We start from the raw sequence: 26,717 nt of genomic DNA, 5'->3' as shown, positions 1-26,717 counted from the left end.
ACATGCATATTTTGGATATATCGATCATGATTCTATATTTTTCTGTTTTAATCATTGTGGGAGTAATCGGCTCCAAACGGGCAAAAACGGCAGATGATTTCATTGTAGCAGGGCGTAATCTAGGGCATTTTATGTATTTATCCTGTTTAGCTGCTGTGATATTAGGGGGGGCTTCCACTCTAGGTACAGCAAAGTTAGGTTATCAGTTTGGGATATCCGGTATTTGGCTAGTGGTGATGATTGGACTCGGCATTATCGCTATCGGGTTGTTTTTAACAAATAAGATATTTGATTTAAAAGTACTGACGATCAGTGAAATGCTTGAGAAGCGTTACAATTCTCAAACAAGATTGATTAGTGCCCTTGTCTCTGTTATCTATACTTTCATGCTGACTGTAACGCAAGTGATTGGGATGGGGACGATATTACATGTTTTGGCTGGCTGGAATTTAACGGTTTCCATGATAGTCGGGGGTGGGATCGTTTTATTTTATACTATATTAGGAGGTATGTGGTCAGTCACCATGACTGATGTCGTGCAATTCGTCATCATGACGATCGGCATTTTCTTTATCATGCTTCCATTGAGCATCTCTAAGGCAGGAGGGTGGGAATCGCTTAAAGAAAATCTCCCTGCATCCCATTTCGAGTTAGGCAACATTGGCGGAGAGACAATTTTTCAATACTTCTTACTATTTACTTTAGGGGTTGTTGTTGGCCAAGATATCTGGCAGCGTCTTTTTACTGCACGAACCAAAGCGATATCTCGTGGCGGTACGGTTGGAGCGGGAATATATAGTGTTTTTTATGCGATAGCAATCAGTATCATTGGAATGTGCGCTTTTATTATCCTTCCTAATTTAGGAAATCCACAAAACGCTTTTACTAGTATAGCGATGGAAACTTTGCCTCCTGGTCTATTGGGGGTCGTCATTGCGAGTGTGGTATCTGCCCTTATGTCTACAGCTTCAGGGACATTGCTTGCTTCTTCCACTTTAGTTGTTAATGACATCATTAAAAAATATATCGGTCCAGGAATGAGTGAACGTCAATTTTTAAAAACATCCCGGATTACGACTTTAACGATTGGTGTATTGACTATTATCGTTTCGATATGGATTCAGGATATTTTAGTTGCATTGGATGTAGCTTACGCAATTTTATCTGGTGCTGTGTTCTTTCCAATCATCCTTGGATTCTTCTGGAAGAGGGTAACGGCTACAGCCGCATTTTACTCCATCCTGGCCAGCATGGTCGTTATTATTGTTGGATTGGTGATAAATGGACCATCCTCCACTCAACCAATTCTGTACGGGCTCGCTACTAGTTTTGTCGTCATTACTACATTTACTTTCCTAAGTTCGAAAAATCATCTCGAGAACAAAAGCGAGGAAATGCAAGAGGTTAAGGGTAAAGCTGACATGGACACCATGGCTAATTGATGGTTCACCAAAAAACAGAAAAAGAATCAAGGAGGAAAGAAAAATGACAAAGACAATTTCCCTTCAACCCGCAACATTCAATACAATGGAAGAAGAGCGCAATCACCGGAAAGAACGGCTGGCAGCTTCATTCCGGCTTTTTTCAAAGTTTGGTTTCGATGAAGGGATAGCTGGCCATATTACGGTCCGTGATCCAAAATATACAGACCATTTCTGGGTCAATCCGTTTGGGATGCATTTTAGTCAAATTTCCGTTTCAGATCTTATATTGGTTAATCATAAAGGTGATATTGTAGAGGGTGAACATTCAGTGAATGGTGCTGCCTTTGCCATCCATTCGGAAATTCATAAAGCACGACCGGATGCAGTTGCAGCGGCACATGCTCATTCGGTCTATGGAAAGACATGGTCTTCTTTAGGGAGACTGTTAGATCCGATTACGCAAGATGCCTGCCAATTTTACAATGACCATGCATTATTTGATGATTTTACTGGTGTGGTTTATGCATCTGAAGAAGGGAAACGCATTGCCAGGGCTCTAGGTCAATACAAAGCTGTCATCCTCCGCAACCATGGATTGTTAACGGTGGGCCAATCTGTAGATTCAGCTGCTTGGTGGTTCATAACGATGGAACGTTCATGTCAAGCACAGATAATGGCTGAATCTGTAGGCAAGCCCATTTTTATAGAACAGGAGTATGCAAAGTTAACTGCAGAACAAACGGGAACTGAATATGAGGGATGGCTGAGTTTTCAGCCTCTTTGGGATAGAATTAGAGAAGAGCAACCGGATTGCTTGAAGTGATCATAAAGCACGGGGATAGACACGAAACATGAAACGGATTGCTTTCATCAAAGAGGGAAAAAGGGATTGCAGGTTCTTGAGGAGGTTTAATAATGTCCGATTCTAAGAAAACAGCACCTTCACTTTATATCAGGGTCGATATACCAGTGAAATACATCAATGAGTTTAAGGAGATTTGTTCTGAAGTTGTTATCGAACCATGGGAATTCGGCGAAACTGAACCGCAGCCAACAGTAGATCTATCAAAGTTTGATATCCTTTATACGCTGGGACTTCATGATAATCTTAGCATTTTAAAAAAAGCTCCAAAAATTAAATGGGTACATTCAGACAGTGCGGGAGTGGAGGCCATGCTGAATGAAGACATCAAAAAAAGCGATGTCATCATCACTAATGTCAAAGGCTGCTCATCTGTCCCGATAGCCGAGCATACAATTGCGATGCTATCTTCGTTAGCAAGGGGTGTGCCGACAATGATCAGAAATCAAATAAACAAAAATTGGGTTGAAATCCCTGTGAAAGACCTTGAGAATTCAACAGTCGGGATAATTGGGTATGGTGATATTGGCTTTGAGATAGCAAAGAGATGTAAAGGACTAGGAATGACCGTTATTGGCTGCCGCAGAAACCCCGCCCAGAGGAAGGGAAAATATGAACCTGCTGATTTGATAATGGGGATGGATCAAGTGGATGAGGTCCTTTCTAGGTCCGATTTTGTAGTCTTGGCACTCCCGTTTACGAAAGATACTTCTTATTTTTTAAATGAAGAACGCATAAATAAAATGAAAAAAGGCAGCCATTTAATTAATGTCGGCCGTGGTAATACGATTGTGGATGAAGATTTAATTGAATCATTGAAAAATGGGCACATCGCAGGAGCGGCGCTCGATGTGTTTGAAGTAGAACCTTTACCTGAGGATCACCCTTTCTGGAAGCTGGAAAATGTCATGGTATCCCCACATAATGCTTACAACTCTGCCAAACATCTAGATCGTGTAATGGAGTTATTCCTGAAAAATTTAAAGCTGTTTTCTGACGGTAAGCCGCTCAAGAACGTTGTGGAAAAAGGACTTGGTTATTAACAGGAATGGGTTATGAAAAAGAAGCTCTCAACGAATGGGAACTTTCAAACTTTCAATGATATGAATGGAGTAGGAGGGCAGACCTTGATTGGGGTTTGCTTTTTTTTTGAATAAAAGGTGCTGCCTTCATGTTTTTCTTGTATAGGACAATCTCTGATCAGGAAAAGCTGGATGTAAGGAGGCGGTGTGAATGGGTACTTTCGAAGTTATTTCCCTAATGCTAAGCTTTGGCATGTTTGTAATTGCTATTCTTGGTTTCAAAAATCATGACAGGAATCCTTGAAGATAACGATATGTTTATGATAAGCCAGGCCGCTGTGTTTGATAATGGAAGCGTTTTAAAAAATACCGGGATTTAATAGAAGGTATGATTTCCTCGAACTTGCAGAGAACACCGAGTATAAGGTGTTCTTTTTGTTGTATAAGTATTTCGTATGAGTTTGTAAGCAAATCCCCCATCCATTCATTGGTAGTCATCTTTGACAAAACAATAATATACAAGTATAGTCCTAATGGACCGGTTGATATAATTCAAAGGAGTGATCCAGCTATGGCAGACAAACGAAACTCTAAAGACATTCTTATTGAAGCAGCTTCCCGACTTTTTCGCATACGTGGATATTATGGTGTAGGACTTAAGGATATTATTGAGGAAAGTGGTATCCCAAAAGGTTCGCTGTATCATTATTTTCCGAAAGGCAAAGAAGAATTGGCGATAGAGGCGATTATTCATACAAAAGAATTCGTGATAGATGAAATTCAACGGGGATTTGATGAAATCGAAGACCCTATTAAAGCGATTCAGGCTCATATTTTTCAATTATCCGAGGTTTTTGGTGAAAGTGAAAATCTTTTAGGACTGCCAATCGGGACGATAGCGGCGGAAACGTATACGACGAGTGAGCCGATAAGAACGGCCTGTCAAGAAGCGATAGAAGATTGGCAATCCATATATGTGAAGAAATTACTCGAGGCGAAATTCAGTGAGAAACGGGCAAAGGAATTGAGTATCGTAATTAATGCTTTAATTGAGGGTGGTATCCTTTTATCCTTAACGGCGAAAAACGGGAAACCTCTCCAAGCTATTGCGGAACAGATACCATTATTGTTGATAAATAAATAAGTCATACGGAAAAATTATTTTATGCTTACATCGAACAGTCAGTAATTGGAGGAATCATTTTATGTCTATAGATGCAACACAGCAACAAAACCAAGTCATTAGAACTACCCCCATTTTAATTGCATTTTTAATTGCAGGGTTCATTGGGTAATTCAGTGAGACGGCTTTAAACATGGCCCTGGGGGATTTAATCCAGGAATTCAATGTCAGTCCTTCCACCGTGCAATGGCTGACAACGGGTTATTTATTAACATTGGGGATTTTGGTTCCCGTTTCGGGACTCCTGATTCAGTGGTTCAATACCCGTCAATTATTCATTGCATCAATGGTGTTCTCCATCATTGGGACGCTCATTGCAGCAATTGCACCTGGGTTCGGCATCTTGATGCTAGCTCGTGTCATCCAGGCAATCGGAACAGGTCTTTTATTGCCTCTCATGTTCAATACCATTTTATTGATTTTCCCGATCCATAAAAGGGGAGCGACGATGGGATTGATGGGACTGGTGATCATGTTTGCCCCAGCCATCGGACCGACAGTTTCAGGTTTGATTATTGAAAATTTGAAATGGAATTACATTTTTTGGGTGTCGTTGCCATTCTTTGTGATTGCTTTACTATTCGGTCTCAAGTATATGCAAAACGTTTCAACAATCACCAAACCTAAAATCGATGTACCATCCATTATTTTATCGACCATTGGTTTTGGAGGAATTGTTTATGGCTTTAGTATTGTTGGGGAACATGGATGGAGTAATGCGATAGTTCTATCCTCGCTCATTGTCGGCCTTATAGCGCTATTCCTGTTTGCTGTAAGACAATTCAATATGGATAAACCGATGATTGACTTGCGCGTTTTTAAATATCCCATGTTCACTTTAGGGTTAATAACCGTCTTCATCACCTTCATGATCATCATGTCATCCATGATCCTCTTACCGCTATACCTGCAAACCGGGCTGGCATTAGCTGCGTTTTCAGCTGGTCTGGTACTTTTACCGGGTGGAGTGCTTAATGGTATCATGTCTCCGGTTACTGGACGCATATTTGATAAGTTCGGACCAAGAGGACTAGTGATTCCAGGCTTTATTATCATGATTGCCATGTTATGGACTTTGACGAACGTAACGACTGAAACAGCTATCATTATGGTAATCATCATGCATACTCTCCTTATGATTGGTGTTTCGATGGTCATGATGCCCGCCCAGACAAATGGGCTGAATCAACTGCCGAAAAATCTTTATCCGGATGGAACGGCTCTTATGAATACATTGCAACAAGTATCGGGAGCTATCGGGACAACCGTTGCCATTACCATCATGTCAGCATCCCAAAAAAATTATATGGCAAATGCAGAAGATCCGTTCGATCCATCAGCCATTAGCGGTTCATTGACTGCAGGCGTTCAAGATGCCTTCATTTTCGGTCTAGTCCTTGCAATCATTGGTTTGATCATATCGTTTTTTATCAGAACAGCACGTGACTAAAAAGGTAATGAAAAAAGATCCATTAGCCAGTAGGGAAAAGGTTTTCTCTGACTGGCTTTTTTGTTTGGAAAAAAGCAATTTAGAACCATCCACTTATTGGTAATGAATAAGTGCTTTTTTATTGGTCTTTAATACCATTTTTTATCAAATGGTATTAAATTCAGAGTTAATTATTTGAAAATCAACCACTTATCGGATAATCTTACACAATAATAGTTACTAAAAGTTAGCTCAGGTAAAGTGGTTAACAGGAGGAATTCAAATGAAAAAAATAACTAAACTGTTGGAACCTGTAACAATAGGTGCATGGAACTTAAAAACAAGAACGGCAATGGCTCCTATGACACGGTCGTTTGCCAATAACGAAACTGGTGTTGTGAATGACCTGACCGTAGAATACTACCGAAAACGGGCTCAAGATGGAATCGGGCTTATCATTACAGAAGGTGTCGTGATTTCACCAAGAGCAAAGGGTAATCCTGGGGTGCCCGGGATTTATACTCAAGAGCAAATAAATGGGTGGAAAAAAGTAACGGAAGCTGTACACGCTGAAGGCGGAACGATCATTGCGCAAATCTGGCATGTTGGCCGTGCAAGCCATCATGAAATTGCAGGAGGACCTCCGCAGGCCCCTTCTCCTATCGCTGCTGAAGGAAAGGTTTCAAGATTCGGAAAACCTTTTGATATTCCTGAAGAAATGACAGAGACGGATATTGCAGAAGTAGTGAACCAATATAAACAAGCTGCAAAGAATGCGATGGATGCTGGCTTTGACGGCGTTGAAATTCATGGTGCACATGGCTACTTAATAGACCAGTTCAATTCTGACACTTCCAATAAAAGGGCGGATCGATACGGCGGTGATTTAAAACAGCGTCTGACATTTATGAAGGAAGTGCTAAAAGCTGTTATTGATACGGTTGGAGTGGAACGTACCCTTATTCGTTTCTCGGCTTTGAAAATTGACCAGCCGTCTTACATGTGGGAAGACCCTGAAACAGCGATCCAAACATTTATTGAAGCGTTTAATGAAACAGGAGTCAAAATGATTCACCCGTCCACGATGGAATTTACCAAACCGATTGCAAGGGGACTGACCATGCATGAATTGGTACGCAGTCACTGGGATGGAATTATAGTTGGTGTGGGAGGGCTTGATCCTGAAACAGCAGAAGCCGCACTGGAAAAGGGCACAATTGACGTTGCGGCGATTGGACGTCCGCTTATCGCCAACCCGGATTATCTGGCACGAATTAAGCATGAAGAAAAACTTGTTGATTACGAGGCAAAGAAACATTTAGGGCAACTTATTTAATTGAGAAAAAACATAGCCTTTTTTTAATGTCAGTGTACAAATAACCAATCATTTTTTTCTTTCAATTTATTGATGCGATTCTTCATTATGAAGGGTCGCCTTTTCCTTATGGAGCTAAAGGGAAGAAAGAATGATGAAACAACAAATCATTCCCAATACCTAAAGCAGAAAGCTGGTATATCAATGGAACGTATTATGGTTATAGGAGTATCCGCGGGCGTCGGAAAATCTACTTTTGCAAGAAGACTAGGAGAAAATTTAAATATTGATGTACATAATTTGGATACATTCTACTGGAGGCCTGGCTGGGTGGAAGCTCCTTTAGAGGATTTTATTTCTGCTCAGAAGAAAGTATTGAGTGATGGCAAGTGGATAATGGATGGTAATTATAGTAATTCTTTTGACTTACGTTTTGAGCATGCCGATACGATTATTTATTTGGAACTCCCTCTCCGTGTTTGCCTTTACCGTGTTGTAAAACGTTGGCTGTCTTATATAGGGAAAACAAGACCTGATATGGGTGAGGGCTGTTATGAAAAATTGGACTGGCAGTTTGTTAAGTTTATAATGACCACTTACTTTCCACGTAAGAAAAAAATGAAAAAAAGACTTGCAGATCTTCAAAGAAGTGAGCCTGAAAAGATAATGGTTATTTTAAAAAGCAAGCAGGAAATTGAAGAATATTTGTTAAGCAGGAAGGCTGAGCCGGGGTGATCAACAGATGGAATGGTTCATGAAAGGGCTGTGAAATCAGCTCTTTATCTTATGCAATAAAGGGAAAGGCTAGTCAATTTAGTTATACGAAACTTAAGGAAAATACTTATTAGCTTTAAATGTTAGTAATCACTTTAATAATTGGTTCGAAGAGTTTATCACAGATGCAAAATGCCTTCCTAGTCATAGGAACGCTTTAAGCCTGATGATAAAGGTTTTTTAATATAAATGATAGCAAAAATGGGAATTTCCAAAGAGTGAAGTGTACAAACAAAGCGGTTTTACAGGAGAAAATTAGTTGGCATGGTTTTTGCTTGATATAAATGATGAGTAAATAGAGAAAGTAGGGAGTGATGAATCGCCAATTACTAAAGCTTTATTGGAAAGTTTGCTGCAGGAAGTGGATGTATGTATGTTCTGGATTGCAAAAGATATCTTGAAGCAAGAGCGTTCAAGTAATGAAGACAATCAGTATAGCATTGAGAACAAAATATAGGGAGGATTGTAATTATGAAAGAGATAAAAACAAAGCAAGAGTTTGATGAGGCGATTTTATCAACAAAACCAGTTGTTGCCAAATTTTATGTTGAATGGTGCCCAGACTGTCAGAATACCAATTTATTCATGCCAATTGTAGAAGAAGCGTATAAAGAAAAAATAGATATGATCGCAGTAAATCGAGACCATTTTCCGGAATTATTAGAGAAGCTAGATGTGTATGGAATCCCAAGCTTTATTGCTTTTCAAGAAGGGAGGGAACTTAATCGCTTTGTAAGTAAACTCGGAAAAAGCCAGGAGGAGGTTGAACAGTTTCTCAATCAAATCGTAGTGGAAAGTGGAAAAGTCATTTAATTGGGCGGACGCCCATCGAAAAAGATTTCGGTGCCGCTTCCAATCTGAAGCGTTAAATTGATGAGCTGCTTTATAAAATTGATATGAGGTGATTAAGAATGGTAAAGATGAAGAATGAGACACATTATAAAATTTTGATTGTAGGAGGCGGCAGTGCCGGAATTACGGTCGCGGCACGTCTCCTCCGTGAATCACGCACTCTGAGCGGAAACATTGCCATCATTGACCCTGCGACGAAACATTATTATCAACCTTTATGGACGCTTGTAGGAGCTGGCGAAGCTGACAAAGCTGTGACACAAAGGGAGGAGGCATCTGTTATTCCGAAAGGAGCCGTATGGGTACAGGATGCGGTTACCACATTTCAGCCAGATGAAAACGTTGTTTTAACAGCATCAGGAAACAAACTGCACTACGAATATTTAGTTGTCGCTGCGGGGATTCAAATTAACTGGCATGAAATCAAGGGGTTAAAAGAGAGTATTGGAAAGAATGGGGTATGTAGTAATTACTCTTATGATTATGTTGATAGCACTTGGGAGGCGATCCGAAACTTCAAGGGCGGGACTTCCATCTTTACCAATCCGAACACTCCGGTAAAATGCGGTGGTGCTCCTCAAAAAATTATGTATTTGGCGGAAGAATATTTCAGAAAATCAGGAGTTCGCCAGCAATCTTCGGTTATTTTTGTTTCAGGCAGCCCATCCATATTCAATGTAAAAAAATATGAACAGGCACTAAACAAAATAATTGAACGAAAAGAAATCGCAACATATTTTATGCATCATCTCATTGAAATTGATGGTGATAAAAAACGAGCGACATTTGAAAATCTAAATACAAAAGAGCGCGTGAATATGCAATATGACATGATTCATGTGGTACCGCCGATGAGCGCCCCGGATTTCATCAAGAATAGTTCCCTTGCTGCTAGTAATGGCTGGCTGGCTGTGGACAAATATACGCTGCAGCATGAACACTTTGACAATATATTCGGCATAGGGGATTGTACAAACCTGCCTACGTCAAAAACAGGGGCTGCTATTCGCAAACAAGCACCAGTGCTTGTGCAAAATTTACTTCATCGAATGCGTGCCAAACAAATGGTTCATAAATATGACGGCTATACATCATGTCCACTTGTTACTGGATACGGGCGGCTTATACTGGCTGAATTCAATTATGATTTACAGCCTCAAGAAACCTTTCCAATCGATCAATCCCGTGAGAGGTTCAGTATGTATGTATTGAAGAAAAACTTGCTTCCCGTTATGTATTGGAATGGGATGCTTAAAGGTATGATGTAATAGCATTTCTGATATCCATAAAAAAAGGAGGAAGATTTATGCTGCTCAAATATTTTTATGATGAGAAACTGGCCCAGGCTTCATACCTTGTGGGATGCCAAGCTACTGGCGAAGCGATCATTGTTGATCCGTCACGTAATGTAGAACCTTACATAAAAATGGCAAGAGCAAATGGTGTGAGGATCGTGGGTGTAACGGAAACACACATCCATGCCGATTTTTTGTCTGGTTCACAGGAGCTGGCTTCAAGGCTTGGGGCAACATTGTACTTATCTGATGAGGGAGGGCCGGACTGGAAATATGAGTACGTAACTGGGTATGAACACCGCTTTCTAAAAAATGGAGATGTATTTACGATTGGAAATATCCATTTTGAGGTGATTCATTCACCAGGACACACACCTGAACATATATCACTGCTTATAACAGATGGGGGTACAGTTACCAAGGATCCACTCGGGATATTTACTGGTGATTTTGTATTTGTCGGTGATGTGGGGCGTCCCGATTTATTAGAAAAAGCCGCAGGGGTGCACGGGTCCTCGGAAAAAATGGCACGCAAGATGTATCGGTCTCTGCAGCAGTTTAAAAATCTTCCTGACTATCTGCAAGTATGGCCAGGGCATGGTGCGGGCAGTGCCTGTGGAAAAGCGCTAGGAGCAATCCCATCATCAACCATCGGATATGAAAAACGGACAAATTGGGCACTGCAATATGATAATGAGGAGCTCTTTATAGAAGCGCTGTTGGCTGGACAGCCGGAGGCACCCTCTTATTTTTCAATGATGAAGCGGTTGAATAAAGAGGGTCCGCAGCAAATTCGAAGTATAGCAGCACCACTTCGTATGGAGGTTTCAATAGATATTGTACAGGAATGGGCGAAACAGGGAATTGTCATTGATACACGTCCGGCCAGTGAATTTGCCAAAAAGCATATACAAGGTGTAATTAATATCCCTTATAACAAATCATTTATAACCTGGGCGGGATGGCTGTTGGACTATGACCGACCTTTATATCTTCTCGCAAGCAATGATGTTGTGGAAATTATTGTGAATGATCTCCAGTCCATTGGATTGGATCACGTCGTTGCAACAATGGACCCATATATCGATGAGATGGCAGGAGAAATTGATTCGCGTGTAATGAAGTATGAAGAAGTGACAATGGACAAGTTAGATGGTGCTATTCAAACAGACCATATATATGTGCTTGATGTCCGAAGCATGGGCGAATGGGAGGAAGGCCATATTCCGCAGGCGAAGCATGTGATGCTTGGTCATTTACAAGAACAGGCACACAAAATTCCGAATGATAAACCAATTTTGGTTTATTGCAAAACCGGCGGAAGATCGGCCATCGCTGCAAGCCTTCTACAAGTTCATGGTTTTAAAGAAGTACAAAGCCTTGTAGGCGGATATGAGGAATGGAGAAAACAGCAGAAGTTGCGCCCTGCCAGAGATGCTAAATGAATTCTTTGAATTTTATCATACATGCGAAAATACTTACCATAGTTGCAAATGTGCCAATGCTTAGAATGGAAAATTTTTTAAATAATCACCGCGGTATAAGGAGATTTTATAGAAGAAATGGGTTGGCATGGCAATTGCATATATAAAGAGGCAAGGTACACAAGCGAACATGAGAAGGAGAGATACTCGATGAAATACAATTTCGACCAAGAAATCCGTCGACTGAACACTGATTGTGAAAAATGGGATAAACTTGAAAGTCAATTTGGGGTAAAGGATGTTATACCGATGTGGGTGGCCGATATGGATTTTCAGTCTCCACAACCTATCATCGAAGCATTAAAACAGCGTGTGGAGCACGGTGTATATGGCTACACACTTAGACCGGACTCTTATATGGAATCGATTGTAAGTTGGCTAAAACGAAGACATCGATGGTCCATTGAGAAAGAATGGATTACCCACAGCCCAGGTGTGATTCCAGCCCTATCGTTGGCGATTCAGTCCTTCACTCAGAAAGGGGACAAAATAATTATCCAACCTCCTGTATACCATCATTTTGCCCGTGTGATTCAAGCGAACGGCCGTGAAATTGTAAACAACCCGCTTAAGCTTGAAAATGGACATTATTCCATAGATTTCGCAGACCTAGAGGCAAAGATGGATTCAACGGTAAAAATGTTGATTTTGTGTAGTCCTCATAACCCGATTGGAAGGGTATGGAGCAAAGAAGAATTGACAAGATTGGGACAGATTTGCATGAAGCATAACATTCTCGTTGTGGCAGATGAAATTCATTGTGACTTTGTTTATAAGACACATACTCACATTCCTTTTGCCTCTATATCAGAAGAGTTTGCAAATCATTCTCTTACCTGCATTGCGCCAAGCAAAACTTTTAACCTGATGGGTGTACAGACGTCAAGTATCATTATTCCAAATCAACAACTGCGCGATAGGTATGATCGAGAACTTAATACATTATCCATTGGTTCGCCGAACATATTTGGCGTTGTTGCGTTAGAGGCTGCTTACCGACACGGAGAAGAATGGCTGGATCAGCTCCTTGAATATTTGCAGGGGAATTTGGAATTCACTCTGAATTACTTCAGCAAAAGCATCCCGCAAATTAAAGTCATCCAGCCGGAAGGCACATACCTTGTATGGCTGGATTGCCGGGAACTGGGTTTTTCAGTTAAAGAATTGGATGAATTTATGTTACGCAAAGCAAGGGTTGCAATGAATGAAGGGCTCATTTTCGGTATGGAAGGTGAAGGGTTCATGCGGCTCAATATTGCTTGTCCGCGTTCGATGTTGAAAAATGCTTTGGATGGCATAGAAAAAGCTATCTCCTCTTTGTGTAAAGCGTAGAATTTATGCAATAATAAAATTATTTTATTATTGCATATAACGTTATAGCAGAGGAGGATAATATGGCAGGCTTTATCGGCATACAGCAGTTTATTCAAGATTACGCTGAGAACACAGCAGGAATCCTTGGTCTGGATATAACCGTGCTTGATGAAAAGGGCGTTCGCATTAGCGGAACTGGCTACTATAAAGATCTCATTGGCAAAACCGCTCCGGAAGGCTCCTTTTTCAGAATGATATTGGAAACAGGGGAGCCTGGAGTGGTTTACGACGTGAAAAGAGATGAGTCGCAGTGCAGGAGTTGTAAATTCGTGAATCAATGCAAAGAACTCGCCACCATCGGTTTTCCTATTGTAAAGCAAGACAAACCAGTTGGCGTCATCGGCATGATTGGTTTTTCCCATGAACAAAAGGAGAAAATGATTATAGAATCAGAGAATCTTATACAGTTTTTACGCTATGTTAGTACATTGTTGGTCAATAAATTAGCAATGCTGGACCCTGAGAAGGAACCGGGTTGCAAAATTCAAGAAGAGATTCCGATTCCCCCGAAGGTTTTTACTTTTGAAAACATTCTTGGAAAAGATTCCGGGCTTAAAGATGTTATTAAGAAAGCTAAAAGGATTATAAACAGCCCTTCCACTGTTTTGATCAGGGGAGATAGCGGAACGGGGAAAGAATTAATTGCCAAAGCGATTCATTTTGAAAGCAAGCGGCGGATGCATTCATTTGTGGCAGTTAATTGCGCTGCCATTCCTGAGAGCTTGTTGGAAAGTGAGTTGTTTGGTTATGAGGGTGGCTCATTTACCGGGTCAAAGCGGAATGGGAAACTGGGGAAATTCGAATTAGCACATAACGGGACCATTTTTCTTGATGAAATTGGCGATATGCCGATTTTCTTGCAGCCAAAGTTATTACGGTTTTTACAAGAAAGAGAGATTGAAAGAATCGGTGGAAAAAAAGCAATCCAGATTAATGTACGGGTGATTGCAGCCACTCACCAAAACCTGGAGGAAATGGTGCGGAATGGCACTTTTCGCGAGGATTTATATTATCGTCTCAATGTCATCCCTCTCCATACCAAACCTTTAAGAGAGCGGCGTGATGATATCGCTTTGTATCTTGAACATTTCATGCATAAACATTGTAAGATCATGCAAAGACACCCATTGAGATTTGATCCCATGCTGGAACGATGGCTTATAAGCTATGATTGGCCGGGGAATATACGGCAGTTGGAAAACGCCGTAGAATATATGGCAAATATGGCTGAATCAGATATCGTCTCCTTCCATGATTTACCTGACTATCTGTTTCAACAGGATCCTCTTTCTGTAGAGTGTAGAGGGTTAAGTTTAGAACAAATGATTTCTGAATATGAAAAAGACGTAATCCAGAGCTATTTCCTGGCTGAAAAATATCGGCATGATAAGGAACAAATTGCCCGGGAACTACAGATTAGCCTCTCTACTCTTTATCGCAAGTTGGAAAAATATAAATTATGTTAACTTCATAGAAAATATCTATTTTTCTCAATTAAAGTTTCTTAAAATAAAAGCGGGAGAGTGCATATCATTTTCTCGCCTTTTTAGAAGGGTGAGGATAAAAGCTGAAGGTATAGAGATATTTTATAAAATAACTGAAAGTTCTGTAAATGAATGATGAAGAGATTTATTGAAATAACAGCCAGATGAACCTTGCATACAAATTGTATTTGAACGATGAGTAAAAAGGGGGATACACTATGGGGAAATTAGAAGCAGAGATAAGTAACACCCTAGAAGAGCGAAATTCAAAAGGATCATTACAAAGGAAGCTGCAATCCAGACATTTAACGATGATGGCTATAGGTGGCGCTATCGGAACTGGATTGTTTGTATCCAGCGGATCGACGATTAGCACTGCGGGGCCGGGGGGAGCGCTTACTGCATACATTCTGGTAGGGATCATGGTCTATTTTGTTATGAATAGTTTAGGAGAGCTATCGGCCTTCTTACCGCTCCCGGGGGCCTTTGACATCTATGCCTCAAAGTACATTGATCCTGCATTAGGCTTTGCATTAGGTTGGAACTATTGGTATACAACCGCGATAACGGTTCCTGCAGATTTGGTGGCCTCTACTCTTATTATGAAGTATTGGTTTCCGGACTCACCTTCTATCTTGTGGAGTGCACTATTTCTGGGTTTGTTGCTAATCTTAAATGTTTTATCAGTCAAGGCATATGGGGAAAGTGAATACTGGTTTGCAGGCATTAAGGTCATCTCGATCATCGTATTTCTCGTTATTGGGGTTGCCATGATTTTTGGAATTATGGGAGGACATGCGGTCGGGTTCAGTAACTTTACACAAGGAGATGCTCCTTTCCATGGCGGGCTTGTATCTATCTTTAGTGTAGTGCTCATCGCGGGCTTTGCGTTCCAGGGAACTGAGGTGATTGCGACGGCAGCCGGTGAAACCGAAAATCCATCGAAAAACGTACCGAAAGCGATTCGGTCAATCTTCTGGCGAATCCTTATTTTCTATGTGTTGACGATTTTTGTTATCGGTTTAATTATTCCTTATACGGATCCAAACCTGCTTAAATCGGGTGTTCAAAATGTATCTATCAGCCCTTTCACGCTTGTTCTTCAAAGAGCTGGGTTGGCATTAGCCGCTTCCGTCATGAATGCCGTACTGCTTACATCTGTTTTATCAGCAGCAAATTCAGCAATGTATGCTTCTTCACGTATGCTATGGGCACTGGCGAAAGAAGGAAAGGCACCACGAATCTTTGCACGGCTTAACAGGAAGGGAATTCCCATGTGGGCCCTTTGTACAACTGCTTTTATAGGACTTGCCTCTTTTTTGGCTTCCCTTTTTGGTAATGGTTCAGTTTTCATTTGGTTGATAAATGCTTCAGCCCTTACCGGATTTATCAAATGGTTCGGGATTGCCGTTAGTCATTACCGCTTCCGTAAAGCCTATGTAGCCCAAGGCAGAGATCTAAATGAATTGCCGTTTAAAGCCAAATGGTACCCGCTGGGCCCGGTCATCACGCTATTATTTTTTGTGGTTTTCATTTTTGGGCAGACTTTTTTTTACGGAGATCAAATTAGCTGGGCAGAAATTATAGCGACGTATATAGGTCTTCCTATTTTCTTGCTTCTCTGGCTTGGTTATAAAATCATTAAGAAAACAAAAATAGTTCCTCTGATGGAGTGTGATTTTGAGCGCAAAGAATAAGAGGGAAGGCTTGTGTGAATGTAAGTGTTTTATTCAAAGGAGAATTAAATTCAATTCAGTTTTTTAATAGGATTGCAAAAAAAAAAGAGGTGGTTTATATGTTAAAAGAAACAATCATAACCAATGAAGCCCCAAAGGCTATCGGTCCTTATTCACAAGGTATTAAAGTAGGAAATGTAGTGTATACTTCAGGGCAGCTTCCCATTCATCCTGAAACTGGAGAAATGCCTGATAATATTGAGGAGCAAACAAGGGTGTCATTGGAGAATCTTAAGAAAGTTATAGAAGCGGCGGGAGCAAACTTACAGCAGGTAATAAAAACAACGGTTTTTTTAAGCGATATGAGTCACTTTGCTGCAATGAATCATGTATATGGAGAATTTTTTTTGGATGATTATCCTGCTAGAAGTGCGATTGAAGTTGCTCGTTTACCTAAAGATGCTTTGATTGAAATCGAAGCAATTGCTATAATCTAATAATAATAATAATAATAATTGAAAAGAGAACGTCAAATTGATATTCTCTTTTCTTTACTTTACATAGGGTAGTCCTAGACAGAGAATACAGGAGGAGAATTAATATGAATTTAGCGCAATTCCCGAGACGTCGATATACACCAACAAATACACCCATGGAGAAATTACATCATTTTTCTGAAGTGCTTGGGGGCCCATCCATTTATCTTAAACGAGATGATTTACTTGGGCTGACGGCTGGTGGAAATAAAACAAGAAAACTAGAGTTCCTTGTAGCCGATGCAATGGAAAAAGGTGCGGATACGTTAATTACATGTGGGGGCATTCAATCAAATCATTGCCGCTTAACACTAGCCGCTGCCGTTAAAGAGAAAATGAATTGCATCCTTGTGTTGGAAGAGGGCCTTTCAGAAAGTCCAGAGCCGGATTTTAACGGTAACTATTTTCTGTATCATTTATTGGGCGCTGAACAAATCAAGGTTGTACCTAATGGAACAGACTTGATGAAAGAAATGCAGAAAGTAGCTAAAGAGGTAACGGAAGAGGGATATAAACCTTATATAATTCCGGTAGGGGGATCGAATACCATTGGTGCAACGGGATATGTTGCTTGCGCTCAGGAGATTTTGACACAGTCCTTTGATCAAGGAGTCAATGTGAATGCTGTCGTTTGTGTAAGCGGCAGCGGGGGAATGCATGCAGGTTTGGTGACTGGACTTTATGGAAATCAAAGTAAAATACCGGTAATCGGAATAAACGTAAGCAGAGGAAAAGCCGAACAAGAAGAGAAAGTTTTTCAGCTTGTTAAAGAAACTTCAGCACACATCGGCGTTCCGAATTCAATCTCTCGTGAGGCTGTTGTGTGTTTTGATGAGTATGTCGGACCTGGTTATGCTTTACCTACGCCTGAAATGGTGGAAGCTGTCAAGCTCATGGCCAGAACAGAAGGGATTTTACTGGATCCGGTTTATACGGGTAAAGCGGCAGCGGGACTCATTGATTTAGTAAAAAAAGGCACATTTAAGCCGGATGATAACATTCTATTCGTACACTCTGGCGGCGCCTCTTCGTTATACGCCAATACTTCCCTCTTTTATTGAAGTATAATTACATTATATAGTGTACCCATCAAAACAAATAGAAAGATGGGCAAGGGGATATCCTCTCTTATAGGGAATAAACTCCAAACTGAGAGAGCCAATAAATTTGGCTCCCTGCAGTTTGTTGACAAAAGGGGTTCGGAATGTATTAATTCCGAACCCCTTTTGATATTCTTGGAATTTTGCTCAAGATTAAGAGCTTGGGTCTTACGAGCCCACTATGTTAGGCCATTTTTGGACCTTGCCATGTCCAATTGACCATTTTCTTTACATTCATGGCAGCGGAAGTAAGCACCGCTTGCATCGACAATTTTTTAAGTCCCCTTAAAGTAGTCCAACGCATACCATGCTTTTCTTTTGCATCTGCGAATACACGCTCAATCGTTTCCTTGCGTTTCGCATAGCCTGAAGCCGTTGCCGCAGATGCAGCTTATAAAACACCAGCCATTACAAGCTACCTCTTTGACAAGAAATCACACCGGCTTTACCCTATACACGGCCACGAACAAAAGAAGGATTCTTCCGCAAACATGAGTATGTTTACGATGAACATTTTGACTGTTACCTTTGCCCAGGGCGAGATTTTAAAGTACTCAACAACAAATAAAGAGGGATATCGTGAGTACAAATCTCCCAAACACATTTGTAAGACATGTTCATTTTTATCACAGTGTACAGAAAGCAAAGACCATCAAAAAGTGGTGACGCGCCATATCTGGCAAGAAAATATGGAAGAAGCAGATCACCTGCGTCATCATCAAGATGTAAAACCTAACCAACGGTAAGCCATATTCTTTTCAACTTCTTCAATTGTTTTACACATCGAACGAATACCGAAGGTTTATTGAGTCAGTGTCAATTTAACTAAAATAACTGGATCAATACTTGGGCGCCCTATCTCTGAATACATAACTTTCACCAAGTCATAAATGAAAGTGAAGTCAATGGCCGCCTCAATTTTACGAACCAAATGGTTCGCTGGCACCAGTTGATCCAAAGTAATCATTTCAAGTTGATCTCGCTGAACAGAATTATGTTTCGAAAGCATCGTCATCACCTCAAGTTTTAATATTCCTATTTTAAAACAAAAAAGACTGTAGGCAAAAGCGGTTATATCTAATTGTTAAAACAAAGTTGATTGGAGCGGGTGTGCGAGACTCCTGCGGGAAAAGCGCGTCCAAGGGAGACCCCACAGGCGCAAAGGCGCCGAGGGCGGACCGCCCGCGGAAAGCGAGTGCCCTACGTTCCAATCAACGTTCGAATTTTTAAAACCCTCAAAAAAACTGTAGACAAACTCGATTTTCATCGAGTTTGTCTACAGTCAGGAGGGAGCCAATAAATTTGGCTCCCTGTTCCTATTTAAAAAATACAATTTATCATTATCAAATTATTGACAGGGTAATGCAATAAAGAATACCCTTGCTGAAGCTTTGTATTTTTTATCTTAGCTAGGGACTTTCAGTATTTACCCTAATATTGATCTTTGATACATTTTTGCAACCCCCGGGAGACCCAATTCTCAAATATCAATTTAATGGATCATCATTACTGGTGATGTCATGTTTGTTTAAAAATTCAAGAATTCCATTCACCAATCCAGGTGATAACGGTAGTTCAGGATTTGTATAGGTTGCTAGATTTCCTTCTCGATCTGCAGGGGCTTCTTTCAATACATGATTCATCTTTTCGATTATAAGTAATTCAGAATCGCCTTTTTCCTTGTGCAAAGCTTTTGCATTATTGGGCGCCACTTGGATATCTCTATTCCCGTTTACGATTAGAACAGGGATTTTTAGTTCTTTTACTAATTCTATCGGATTATAATGAATCCAAGAAATCATGTAGGGTTGAACAGAAGGACGGAATACACTATACAAGTCTGCATTGACAGACTCGACTTGTTTACCTTGTTTTAGATTTGTCAGAATATCCTTGGATTCCGTTAATAACGCCGATGTCAACTGCTCTTCAAGCTGTTTAACAAGTACTTGGTCTATAGGTTCGCCTGCACCCGCTAATGAAATGAATATGTCTGTCTCCGTTTTCTTTGCAGCTGCCATTCCAATTAAAGAACCTTCACTATGGCCGATGATGCCAACTTTGGAAAAACGCCGATCCTTCTTAGCAAATTGAACCCAAGCAGCTGCATCATCAATATATTGTTCAAATCTCAGGTCCTCTTCTTTTCCTGCTAATTTCATATTTTCCCCTATACCGCGCTTATCGTACCTTATGCTTGCAATACCTTTTTCCGCAAGACTTTCGGCTAACATTTTCAAACTATTATTTTTCCCGGGAATTGCAATGGTGTTCCCATCTTTATCAGTTGGACCAGAACCCGCAATTATAATCATCACAGGAAAAGGGCCTTCATTTTTTGGTGTTTTTAAAAGGCCATTAATTGTTCCGTTCTTTAAGTCGGCCTGCACAACTTCACCTGATTCTTTTTCTGCAACTTCCTGATTGGATTTCTTAAGCAATTCAAAGGGGTACTCTTGCCCATTCTGAGCAAATGTTCCTGAAATCTTTTCCTGATCGACTTTCCCATCAAACGTTATTTGCTGATTTTGAATTTTCATATCAAAAAATAAATCTGATTTACTTAACTTAACACTTGTTAAGGGGAATTCGTTCAATCCTTGTACAGGAATACTTATAGTTCCATCTTCCTTCGTGAAATGAACAATAATTGGAAGGGGTTGATTGGGAATCTTTATATCTCCTTCCCACTTACCTTCAATATCTTTCAATGAGCTCACTTCCTTCAAATTCTCATCCACCTGTTCCGCCTCCTTGATTCTGCAACCTGCCATTAATACAAAAGCGCTTACGATGATACATATAATCGTAAAAGGTCTTTTCATTTGAGCAACTCCCTTTCTTTATTAGAACTTTATTGTCGTTTTCTGTTTCAGTCACTCTTTCATTATTGATATTTGAATCACTTCTATCCGTCTTCATTATAAATATATATTAATATGTATTCCCAATTTTTTCCCTTAAGGTGGTATTTATTTTTCCATAAAAGTGTACATAATAGATTTAATGACTAATGAGGCTGTGTCTAAAATCGGTATGCTTAAGGACGGTGCTGTTCTCAAAGTGGATTTTTTAAAAATTATAGCGGTAGCGATATTAGGTCAATATCAGAATTTTTTATAAAACAAACATTGACTTCTAAAAGAAACTCTTTTAGAGTAGATGTGTAAATTAAATATCCTCGTTAGGTGAGGCTCCTGTGTAGGAGATACGCTACTGCCCAAAAATGTCGAAAGACGCCAATGGGTCAACAGAAACCATCGACATAAGGTGGTTTTTAATGTAGCTGGCTTTGTCCTATGCCACACAGTGCTAAAGCTCTACGAATGGAGGAACTGGATTTATGCTATGTATTTGTCATTCAGTCATATACGACTGTTTTATTTGTCATCCAGACAATGTACCGCATATATACCGTATTTTTGACGCCTTCATTTGTAATGGAGGTGTTTTTATTTTTTTCCTGGAGGTGAGGATTTGGATCCTTATTCGCGACGATATACTCGAAACTTAGTGAAAATTGAATAAACACAAGATTTTGGAAGGGGAATAATAATATTTTTTTTACTCTTATTAAGGAAATATTTTTTTGCTCCCCTAAAAAGGAGTGAGTGGCAAAAATGATAAAAGTCTTGACAGAAGACCAAATAACTTTACAAATCATAAAAGTTTTAAAAGAAGGAAAAAAGAAAGAATTTCAAGCAATATTAGAAGAACTCCATCCATATGACATTGCTCGGATTTTTGAGGGACTCCCAGAAAAACATCATACACGTTTCTTGCTGTTCCTTAATTCAGAACAAATCGCTGAACTGATTCAAGAGCTTGAAAAAGTACATCAATTAAAGATTCTTAGTAAATTAGGAATAGAGAAATCCGGGCATGTAATGGATTTAATGGATAATGATGACCTAGCTTCATTGTTAGAGAACCTATCCCCTGGGAAAATTGAAGAACTTCTTTCAGGCATGAAACAAGAAGAATCTAAAATCGTTCAAAATATCATGAATTATCCCCCTGAAACAGCGGGACGAATAATGACAAACCGTTTTGTATGGATCCCCCAACATTATACGGTCCGTGAATCAGTTGAAAAACTTAAAATATTTGCGGAGTTTTCGGAAACGATTAACTATCTTTATGTAATTGATAATGATAAAAAATTAGTTGGTGTTGTCTCATATCGGGATTTAATAATAAATGATGAATCTGAAAAAATTAAAGATATTATGTACAGCCGAGTGATCTCCGTATCGGCTTATGAAGATCAAGAAGTGGTAGCCGGTGTTATTGAGCGTTATGATTTTTTAGCAATCCCTGTTGTTGAAAAAAATAATGAGTTATTAGGAATTGTAACCGTTGATGATATTATTGATGTTGTCATTAAAGAAGCAAACGAAGATATTGAAAAACTATCGGCATCCGGTAAAGCCATTGATTTTGACACGAAGGCCCATGTGGCCGCATATCGTCGGCTCCCCTGGCTTATTTTACTTTTATTTATCGGATTAGTGTCTGGAACTATTATAAGCAGTTTTGAAGAAACATTGTCCAAAGTTGTTGCACTTGCTTTCTTTATGCCGATGATCGCAGGGATGACTGGAAATACAGGTACCCAATCTTTAGCTGTTGTTGTAAGGGGCCTAATCACTAGTGATACGGATAAGGGAGTCGTAACCAGACTTATTATACGGGAACTGAAAGTTGGATTGATAATAGGCATTACCTGTGGAATATTAATTTCCATCATAGCTTATGTTTGGCAGGGAAATCCCGTTCTGGGATTAGTGGTTGGAAGTTCGTTAGTCATGACCCTAATTATTGGGACCTTAGCTGGGACCATCATTCCTCTAATCTTATATAAACTCAACATCGATCCCGCAGTTGCTTCTGGTCCATTAATTACAACACTAAATGATATACTCTCGTTACTTATTTACTTTGGAATTGCGACGATGTTTATTTCAAAATTGATGTAGACCATCCATTAAATCAAGTTCACATATGTTTGCAAAGTTTTTTCAAGGGCGAACATAGCCTCAATGATTGCAGTGTAAACTGTCCAGGCTGACGTTTTAAATCAGGGATATAAATAAGAAGAAGAAAGAAAGTAGCTGCTGAGCTTGACCATTTGCCAAGCAGATCAATAAAAATAGTGTATTTCAAGCTGCGGCCTTTTCTCGGTATCCAAACGGGGAAAGGCCGTTAAATTTCCAGGAAGCGAACCGTGTAGTGTAGAAGTCGACGTACATTATTTATGCTTAAAACGAACATTGTAGGACAAAGCATTTTCCTCATGTCCTTTATATGAATGAAAAACATGGGGCATAATAGGTCGTAGCAAGTTTAGGACTTTCAAGAAAGGCTACATAAAGAGTGATATGGAAGCAAAAGGCAATCATATTCTTTGACCTATGAACTTCAACAGTGATACGCTTCTTTTCGATATTACGCATTCAAAATCAAGGAGGAACGAATGATGACACAAACAAAACAACAAAAAATCACCCTGGCAAACCGTCCAAAAGGTATGCCTTCGAAAGAAGATTTTAACTTTGTTGAGAGTGAAGTTCCCACACCAAAAGATAATGAGATTTTAGTACGGACGCTATATTTATCTGTCGATCCATACATGCGTGGCAGAATGCAAGATACCAAATCATACATTGCCCCATTTGAATTGAATAAAGTCATCACGGGTGGCGTTGTTGCTGAAGTTGTTGAGTCCAAATCGAATTCTTTCAAACAAGGGGATGTCGTTGTTGGGAATATTGACTGGGCAGAATATACAGTTGTCACTGAAAAGGAAATCCGCGTGATTGATCCCAAGGTGGCTCCGATCACAACGCATTTAGGGATTCTTGGAATGACCGGTTTGACAGCTTACTTTGGTTTGCTTGATATTGGTAAACCTCAAGAAGGTGAAACTGTAGTTGTTTCCGGAGCGGCTGGAGCAGTTGGTTCAGTAGTCGGACAAATTGCTAAGATAAAAGGTGCGAAGGTTATTGGCATCGCTGGTTCAGATGAAAAACTTGAGTACTTAACGAAAGAGCTCGGATTTGATGGAGCCGTAAATTATAAAAGTAATAGTTTTGCGAAAGATTTAGCTAATGCTGTTCCTGATGGAATCGATGTTTATTTCGATAATGTGGGCGGCGAGGTGACAGATGCTGTTTTCACACTTTTGAATGCGAATGCCCGAATTCCATTATGCGGAGCGATTTCCTCGTATAATGCAGAAGGGAAAGATCTAGGACCGCGTCTGCAATCGGCGATGATCAAAACGAGTGCACTTATGAAAGGTTTCACAGTTGGAAATTATGCCGCTAGATTCCAAGAGGGTGCGACGGATTTAGGTAAGTGGCTTCAAGAAGGAAAGCTGAAGTATGAAGAAACGATTATTGAAGGGTTCAAAAACACACCTGATGCATTTTTAGGTTTGTTTAAAGGAACGAACCTCGGTAAGCAGCTTGTAAAAGTTGCGGAACCTGAATTCGCTCAACTCTAAGTATTATGGAAATAAAGCTGAGGAAGGTCCTTTGTTGTGACTTTAATCAGCTTATAATAAAAACGGCCTTTTTTCGATATTTAATCGGGGAAAGGCCGTTTTCCTTTTCATAATAAGATATCCCAGCCTTTAGGGAAATTTGAACGTTGCCTACAGGCACTCACTTTGCGCAGGCAATCCGCCCCAGGTGCCTTTACGCCTGCGGGGTCTCCTCTGGACGCGCTTTTCCCGTAGGAGTCTAGCACACCTGTTCCAATCTACTTTGCTTTTACCTTTAGTGGTATCTTTTTATCCATATGAAGGATATTAATTATTAGAAGTCATCTTATCCGTAGCTTTCACTGCAGAGTTAATAGAATTATTAATGAAAGGATAAATTGAAAATGAGTGAAAATAAGCAACCTTCCGAATCTCTGAAATCAGATGCGATACATACGACATTTAAACAGGCTTTTGAAATAAAGAAGAATCCATTTCCTTGGATAAAAGCACTAAGCGCAGGCATAGCTGCTGCCTTACCTGTTTTCATTGGCTTATTATTCGGGAATTTAGCGTACGGTTTACTGGCAGGGATCGGAGGTTTCACTTATTTATACGTTTTTAACCAACCGTATCACCAAAGAACTATAAAGATTTTCTTTGTGATGGTGGGTCTTGCTTTATCTGTTGTATTAGGGACGCTTTTGGCTCCATACCAATTGGGAACAGCCATAATGATGGGGATCATCGGGGCAAGTGTTTTTTTTATATTTGGTGCATTAAAGATTACCGGTCCTTCGGCGGTATTCTTCGTCTTGAGCTTTGCGCTTGCGACAGGTATGCCCGTTGATCAAAGTCTGGCTCCGTTGCGTGGGGGCCTCGTTTTAATGGGTGGTGCACTATCTTGGATAATCTGTATGTTAGGGTGGTTTTTCAACCCTCATGGACCAGAATCGCTTGCGGTGGAAAAGGTGTACAGGGAATTGGGGGCATTCTTTGATTCCATGGGAACCGAGAAATACAATAAAGCAAGACAGGGAACGGTATTGGCGATGAAACAGGCTGAAGATACACTATTAGCCGGGTTTTCAAACAGGCGAAGCCGAGATGAGTTAAAGCGGTTGTTCCTACTGAATGAACATGCGAATGCCATATTCTTGGAGGCTCTGGAAATTTCCTTGAACAAAAATATCGTACTGCCGCCAGAATTAGGTCAATCCGTTCGTGCCCTTGCCGGTTCCATTGCATCTAAAACAAAGAATGAAAAAAAGATCCTTCAACCTGACCAAATGACCGAAGAGGTGGAAGAGTTATTCATGAAGATTTATAATGCGGATGCCATCATGATTGAACCTGTCCAGAAAATCGATCATGCAGCAACCATCTCAAAGCCTTCTTTAAAAACAATTTTTCTTGGGGCGTTCGATAAGAATTCAATTGTCTTCCGGGCTTCCGTTCGATATGGAACAATCCTTACCATTGCTGCCATCATCGCATATTCCGCCGATTTTAACCGTTCGTACTGGATTCCCTTATCCTGTGCGGCCGTTATGTCGGGTTCAACCATCATCGCCACATTCCATCGAGCGGTCCAAAGGACTTTCGGGACGGTCATCGGACTCCTGCTAGCAAGTTTAATTCTAGCAGCGGTTCATAACGAGTTCCTTATCGTTCTGATCATTTTATGTTTGACATTCATTACAGAGCTTTTCATCTTTCGGAACTATGGATTAGCGGCGATGTTTTTTACTCCTTCAGCATTAATCATGGCGGAATATTCAACTCAAATCTATGATTTCAGTTTTTTTGCGACAGTAAGAATAACAGATATCGTCGTTGGAAGCATGATAGGTCTTATTGGGTCGCTGTTACTCGGAAGTCGTTCGGCATCCAGTCTTCTCAATCATTTAACAGCCAAAACGATTCGAAGTCAGGGACAGTTATTATTGATGGCGTTCTCTGAAAAAGATAATGACTTTGCAATTGATGAAAGCAGCGAAAGGAACAAAATGCAAACAAATATGGTGAATCTATTAACGGTTTACAATGCATCCCTTGGTGAGATATTCAAAAACAAGGCTAGACTGGAATCTCTTTGGCCCGTTATATTTTCGATAGAACAGTTGGGCTATTATCTAAATGCCAGCTTGAAATCCTATGAACGGCCAGTCCTTTCAGAGCGGGAACTCGCTCAATTGCTGTATGTTTTCGAAACCATGGCGATAGCGGCAGATAAAGGTCGATCACATACTAATAAAGAAGTGCCTGAAATTGAAGGATACTCAAAAGTCCGCCAGGAAATTTTGGACCTTCAAGAAGCACTTCAGTTTTGCGGAGAAACAACCGGCTAATTAATCTATTAAGGGAGTTCATATTTGACTCCAATTCATTTAATGAGTGTTTCATGCCTCTGTTAATAG

The 26,717-nt window shown here is 40.2% G+C and carries 18 protein-coding genes, 5 pseudogenes and 1 riboswitch; of the genes and pseudogenes, 20 read left to right on the top strand and 3 right to left on the bottom strand.

Features of this window, described 5'->3' with window-relative positions; genetic code table 11:
* Window positions 1-2 precede the first annotated feature (2 nt).
* From SB775_RS08895 to cuyA, 16 genes and pseudogenes are all read left to right on the top strand, one after another.
* Window positions 3-1,442, top strand: coding sequence for a sodium:solute symporter family protein (locus SB775_RS08895; protein WP_410861305.1), 1,440 nt, complete (start codon window positions 3-5; stop codon window positions 1,440-1,442).
* Complete coding sequence (locus SB775_RS08890) at window positions 1,369-2,247, top strand: class II aldolase/adducin family protein (protein WP_410861430.1); 879 nt, start codon at window positions 1,369-1,371, stop codon at window positions 2,245-2,247. The genes SB775_RS08895 and SB775_RS08890 overlap by 74 nt, the downstream gene beginning before the upstream one ends.
* 92 nt (window positions 2,248-2,339) lie before the next feature.
* Window positions 2,340-3,329: a D-2-hydroxyacid dehydrogenase gene (locus SB775_RS08885; RefSeq protein WP_410861303.1), complete on the top strand. Its 990-nt coding sequence runs from the start codon at window positions 2,340-2,342 to the stop codon at window positions 3,327-3,329.
* Window positions 3,330-3,519: 190 nt separating this feature from the next.
* The gene (locus tag SB775_RS08880; protein ID WP_289320953.1) at window positions 3,520-3,612 is read left to right on the top strand and encodes a putative holin-like toxin; all 93 of its coding nucleotides are present in this window, start codon (window positions 3,520-3,522) and stop codon (window positions 3,610-3,612) included.
* 267 nt (window positions 3,613-3,879) lie between these two features.
* Window positions 3,880-4,452, top strand: a complete 573-nt coding sequence (locus SB775_RS08875) for a TetR/AcrR family transcriptional regulator (protein WP_284471676.1) — start codon at window positions 3,880-3,882, stop codon at window positions 4,450-4,452.
* Between the two features lie 61 nt (window positions 4,453-4,513).
* Window positions 4,514-5,941, top strand: a pseudogene (locus SB775_RS08870) (MDR family MFS transporter).
* Window positions 5,942-6,215: 274 nt separating this feature from the next.
* Window positions 6,216-7,256, top strand: a pseudogene (locus SB775_RS08865) (alkene reductase); the annotation flags it as partial.
* A 183-nt stretch (window positions 7,257-7,439) separates the two neighbouring features.
* On the top strand, window positions 7,440-7,970 hold the full coding sequence (locus SB775_RS08860; RefSeq protein ID WP_410861302.1) for a P-loop NTPase family protein: 531 nt from the start codon (window positions 7,440-7,442) through the stop codon (window positions 7,968-7,970).
* 510 nt (window positions 7,971-8,480) lie between these two features.
* A complete protein-coding gene (locus SB775_RS08855; RefSeq protein ID WP_410861300.1) occupies window positions 8,481-8,822 on the top strand; it encodes a thioredoxin family protein in 342 nt (113 codons plus the stop codon).
* Window positions 8,823-8,929: 107 nt separating this feature from the next.
* On the top strand, window positions 8,930-10,129 hold the full coding sequence (locus SB775_RS08850) for an FAD/NAD(P)-binding oxidoreductase (protein WP_410861429.1): 1,200 nt from the start codon (window positions 8,930-8,932) through the stop codon (window positions 10,127-10,129).
* Between the two features lie 38 nt (window positions 10,130-10,167).
* A complete protein-coding gene (locus SB775_RS08845; RefSeq protein WP_410861298.1) occupies window positions 10,168-11,601 on the top strand; it encodes an MBL fold metallo-hydrolase in 1,434 nt (477 codons plus the stop codon).
* A gap of 189 nt (window positions 11,602-11,790) precedes the next feature.
* On the top strand, window positions 11,791-12,972 hold the full coding sequence (locus tag SB775_RS08840) for a MalY/PatB family protein (protein ID WP_061461813.1): 1,182 nt from the start codon (window positions 11,791-11,793) through the stop codon (window positions 12,970-12,972).
* Between the two features lie 62 nt (window positions 12,973-13,034).
* Window positions 13,035-14,480 carry a sigma-54 interaction domain-containing protein gene (locus tag SB775_RS08835; protein WP_410861297.1) on the top strand — a complete coding sequence of 482 codons (1,446 nt, stop codon included), beginning with the start codon at window positions 13,035-13,037 and terminating at the stop codon, window positions 14,478-14,480.
* A 236-nt stretch (window positions 14,481-14,716) separates the two neighbouring features.
* Window positions 14,717-16,195 carry an amino acid permease gene (locus tag SB775_RS08830; protein ID WP_410861295.1) on the top strand — a complete coding sequence of 493 codons (1,479 nt, stop codon included), beginning with the start codon at window positions 14,717-14,719 and terminating at the stop codon, window positions 16,193-16,195.
* Between the two features lie 98 nt (window positions 16,196-16,293).
* Window positions 16,294-16,671: a Rid family detoxifying hydrolase gene (locus tag SB775_RS08825; protein ID WP_061465969.1), complete on the top strand. Its 378-nt coding sequence runs from the start codon at window positions 16,294-16,296 to the stop codon at window positions 16,669-16,671.
* A gap of 104 nt (window positions 16,672-16,775) precedes the next feature.
* A complete protein-coding gene (gene cuyA, locus SB775_RS08820; protein WP_410861293.1) occupies window positions 16,776-17,771 on the top strand; it encodes a D-cysteate sulfo-lyase in 996 nt (331 codons plus the stop codon).
* Window positions 17,772-17,994: 223 nt separating this feature from the next.
* On the opposite strand, the pseudogene SB775_RS08815 reads toward cuyA, so the two are convergent.
* Window positions 17,995-18,174: pseudogene (locus tag SB775_RS08815) on the bottom strand (transposase); the annotation flags it as partial.
* 1 nt (window position 18,175) lies between these two features.
* Here SB775_RS08815 and SB775_RS08810 point away from each other — a divergent pair.
* Window positions 18,176-18,541: pseudogene (locus SB775_RS08810) on the top strand (transposase); the annotation flags it as partial.
* On the opposite strand, the pseudogene SB775_RS08805 reads toward SB775_RS08810, so the two are convergent.
* Window positions 18,538-18,819, bottom strand: a pseudogene (locus tag SB775_RS08805) (transposase); the annotation flags it as partial. The pseudogenes SB775_RS08810 and SB775_RS08805 sit on opposite strands and share 4 nt — an antisense overlap.
* Before the next feature lie 478 nt (window positions 18,820-19,297).
* On the bottom strand, window positions 19,298-20,635 hold the full coding sequence (locus tag SB775_RS08800) for an alpha/beta hydrolase family protein (RefSeq protein WP_410861292.1): 1,338 nt from the start codon (window positions 20,633-20,635) through the stop codon (window positions 19,298-19,300).
* Between the two features lie 348 nt (window positions 20,636-20,983).
* A riboswitch (M-box (ykoK) riboswitch) is annotated at window positions 20,984-21,149 on the top strand.
* Window positions 21,150-21,430: 281 nt separating this feature from the next.
* Between SB775_RS08800 and mgtE the strand changes: the two genes are divergently transcribed.
* From mgtE to SB775_RS08785, 3 genes are all read left to right on the top strand, one after another.
* Window positions 21,431-22,789 (top strand): magnesium transporter, encoded by a 1,359-nt coding sequence (gene mgtE / locus SB775_RS08795; protein WP_410861290.1) that lies wholly within the window; start codon window positions 21,431-21,433, stop codon window positions 22,787-22,789.
* Between the two features lie 500 nt (window positions 22,790-23,289).
* Entirely contained in the window at window positions 23,290-24,318 is a 1,029-nt protein-coding gene (locus SB775_RS08790; protein ID WP_410861289.1) for an NADP-dependent oxidoreductase, read from the top strand.
* A 383-nt stretch (window positions 24,319-24,701) separates the two neighbouring features.
* The gene (locus tag SB775_RS08785) at window positions 24,702-26,648 is read left to right on the top strand and encodes an FUSC family protein (RefSeq protein ID WP_410861287.1); all 1,947 of its coding nucleotides are present in this window, start codon (window positions 24,702-24,704) and stop codon (window positions 26,646-26,648) included.
* Window positions 26,649-26,717 lie beyond the last annotated feature (69 nt).

It is taken from the genome of Peribacillus sp. SIMBA_075 (genome assembly GCF_046534585.1).
The sequence above is the reverse complement of the archived record's forward strand: the minus strand, read 5'-3'. Positions and strand labels throughout refer to the sequence as shown.

What these genes read in the sequence shown, in the direction of transcription:
- SB775_RS08895 (WP_410861305.1), top strand. Translation starts at nt 3, where the DNA reads ATGCATATTTTGGATATATCGATCATGATTCTATATTTTTCTGTTTTA.
- SB775_RS08885 (WP_410861303.1), top strand. Translation starts at nt 2,340, where the DNA reads ATGTCCGATTCTAAGAAAACAGCACCTTCACTTTATATCAGGGTCGAT.
- SB775_RS08880 (WP_289320953.1), top strand. Translation starts at nt 3,520, where the DNA reads ATGGGTACTTTCGAAGTTATTTCCCTAATGCTAAGCTTTGGCATGTTT.
- SB775_RS08875 (WP_284471676.1), top strand. Translation starts at nt 3,880, where the DNA reads ATGGCAGACAAACGAAACTCTAAAGACATTCTTATTGAAGCAGCTTCC.
- SB775_RS08860 (WP_410861302.1), top strand. Translation starts at nt 7,440, where the DNA reads ATGGAACGTATTATGGTTATAGGAGTATCCGCGGGCGTCGGAAAATCT.
- SB775_RS08855 (WP_410861300.1), top strand. Translation starts at nt 8,481, where the DNA reads ATGAAAGAGATAAAAACAAAGCAAGAGTTTGATGAGGCGATTTTATCA.
- SB775_RS08850 (WP_410861429.1), top strand. Translation starts at nt 8,930, where the DNA reads ATGAAGAATGAGACACATTATAAAATTTTGATTGTAGGAGGCGGCAGT.
- SB775_RS08845 (WP_410861298.1), top strand. Translation starts at nt 10,168, where the DNA reads ATGCTGCTCAAATATTTTTATGATGAGAAACTGGCCCAGGCTTCATAC.
- SB775_RS08840 (WP_061461813.1), top strand. Translation starts at nt 11,791, where the DNA reads ATGAAATACAATTTCGACCAAGAAATCCGTCGACTGAACACTGATTGT.
- SB775_RS08835 (WP_410861297.1), top strand. Translation starts at nt 13,035, where the DNA reads ATGGCAGGCTTTATCGGCATACAGCAGTTTATTCAAGATTACGCTGAG.
- SB775_RS08830 (WP_410861295.1), top strand. Translation starts at nt 14,717, where the DNA reads ATGGGGAAATTAGAAGCAGAGATAAGTAACACCCTAGAAGAGCGAAAT.
- SB775_RS08825 (WP_061465969.1), top strand. Translation starts at nt 16,294, where the DNA reads ATGTTAAAAGAAACAATCATAACCAATGAAGCCCCAAAGGCTATCGGT.
- cuyA (WP_410861293.1), top strand. Translation starts at nt 16,776, where the DNA reads ATGAATTTAGCGCAATTCCCGAGACGTCGATATACACCAACAAATACA.
- SB775_RS08800 (WP_410861292.1), bottom strand. Translation starts at nt 20,635, where the DNA reads ATGAAAAGACCTTTTACGATTATATGTATCATCGTAAGCGCTTTTGTA.
- mgtE (WP_410861290.1), top strand. Translation starts at nt 21,431, where the DNA reads ATGATAAAAGTCTTGACAGAAGACCAAATAACTTTACAAATCATAAAA.
- SB775_RS08790 (WP_410861289.1), top strand. Translation starts at nt 23,290, where the DNA reads ATGACACAAACAAAACAACAAAAAATCACCCTGGCAAACCGTCCAAAA.
- SB775_RS08785 (WP_410861287.1), top strand. Translation starts at nt 24,702, where the DNA reads ATGAGTGAAAATAAGCAACCTTCCGAATCTCTGAAATCAGATGCGATA.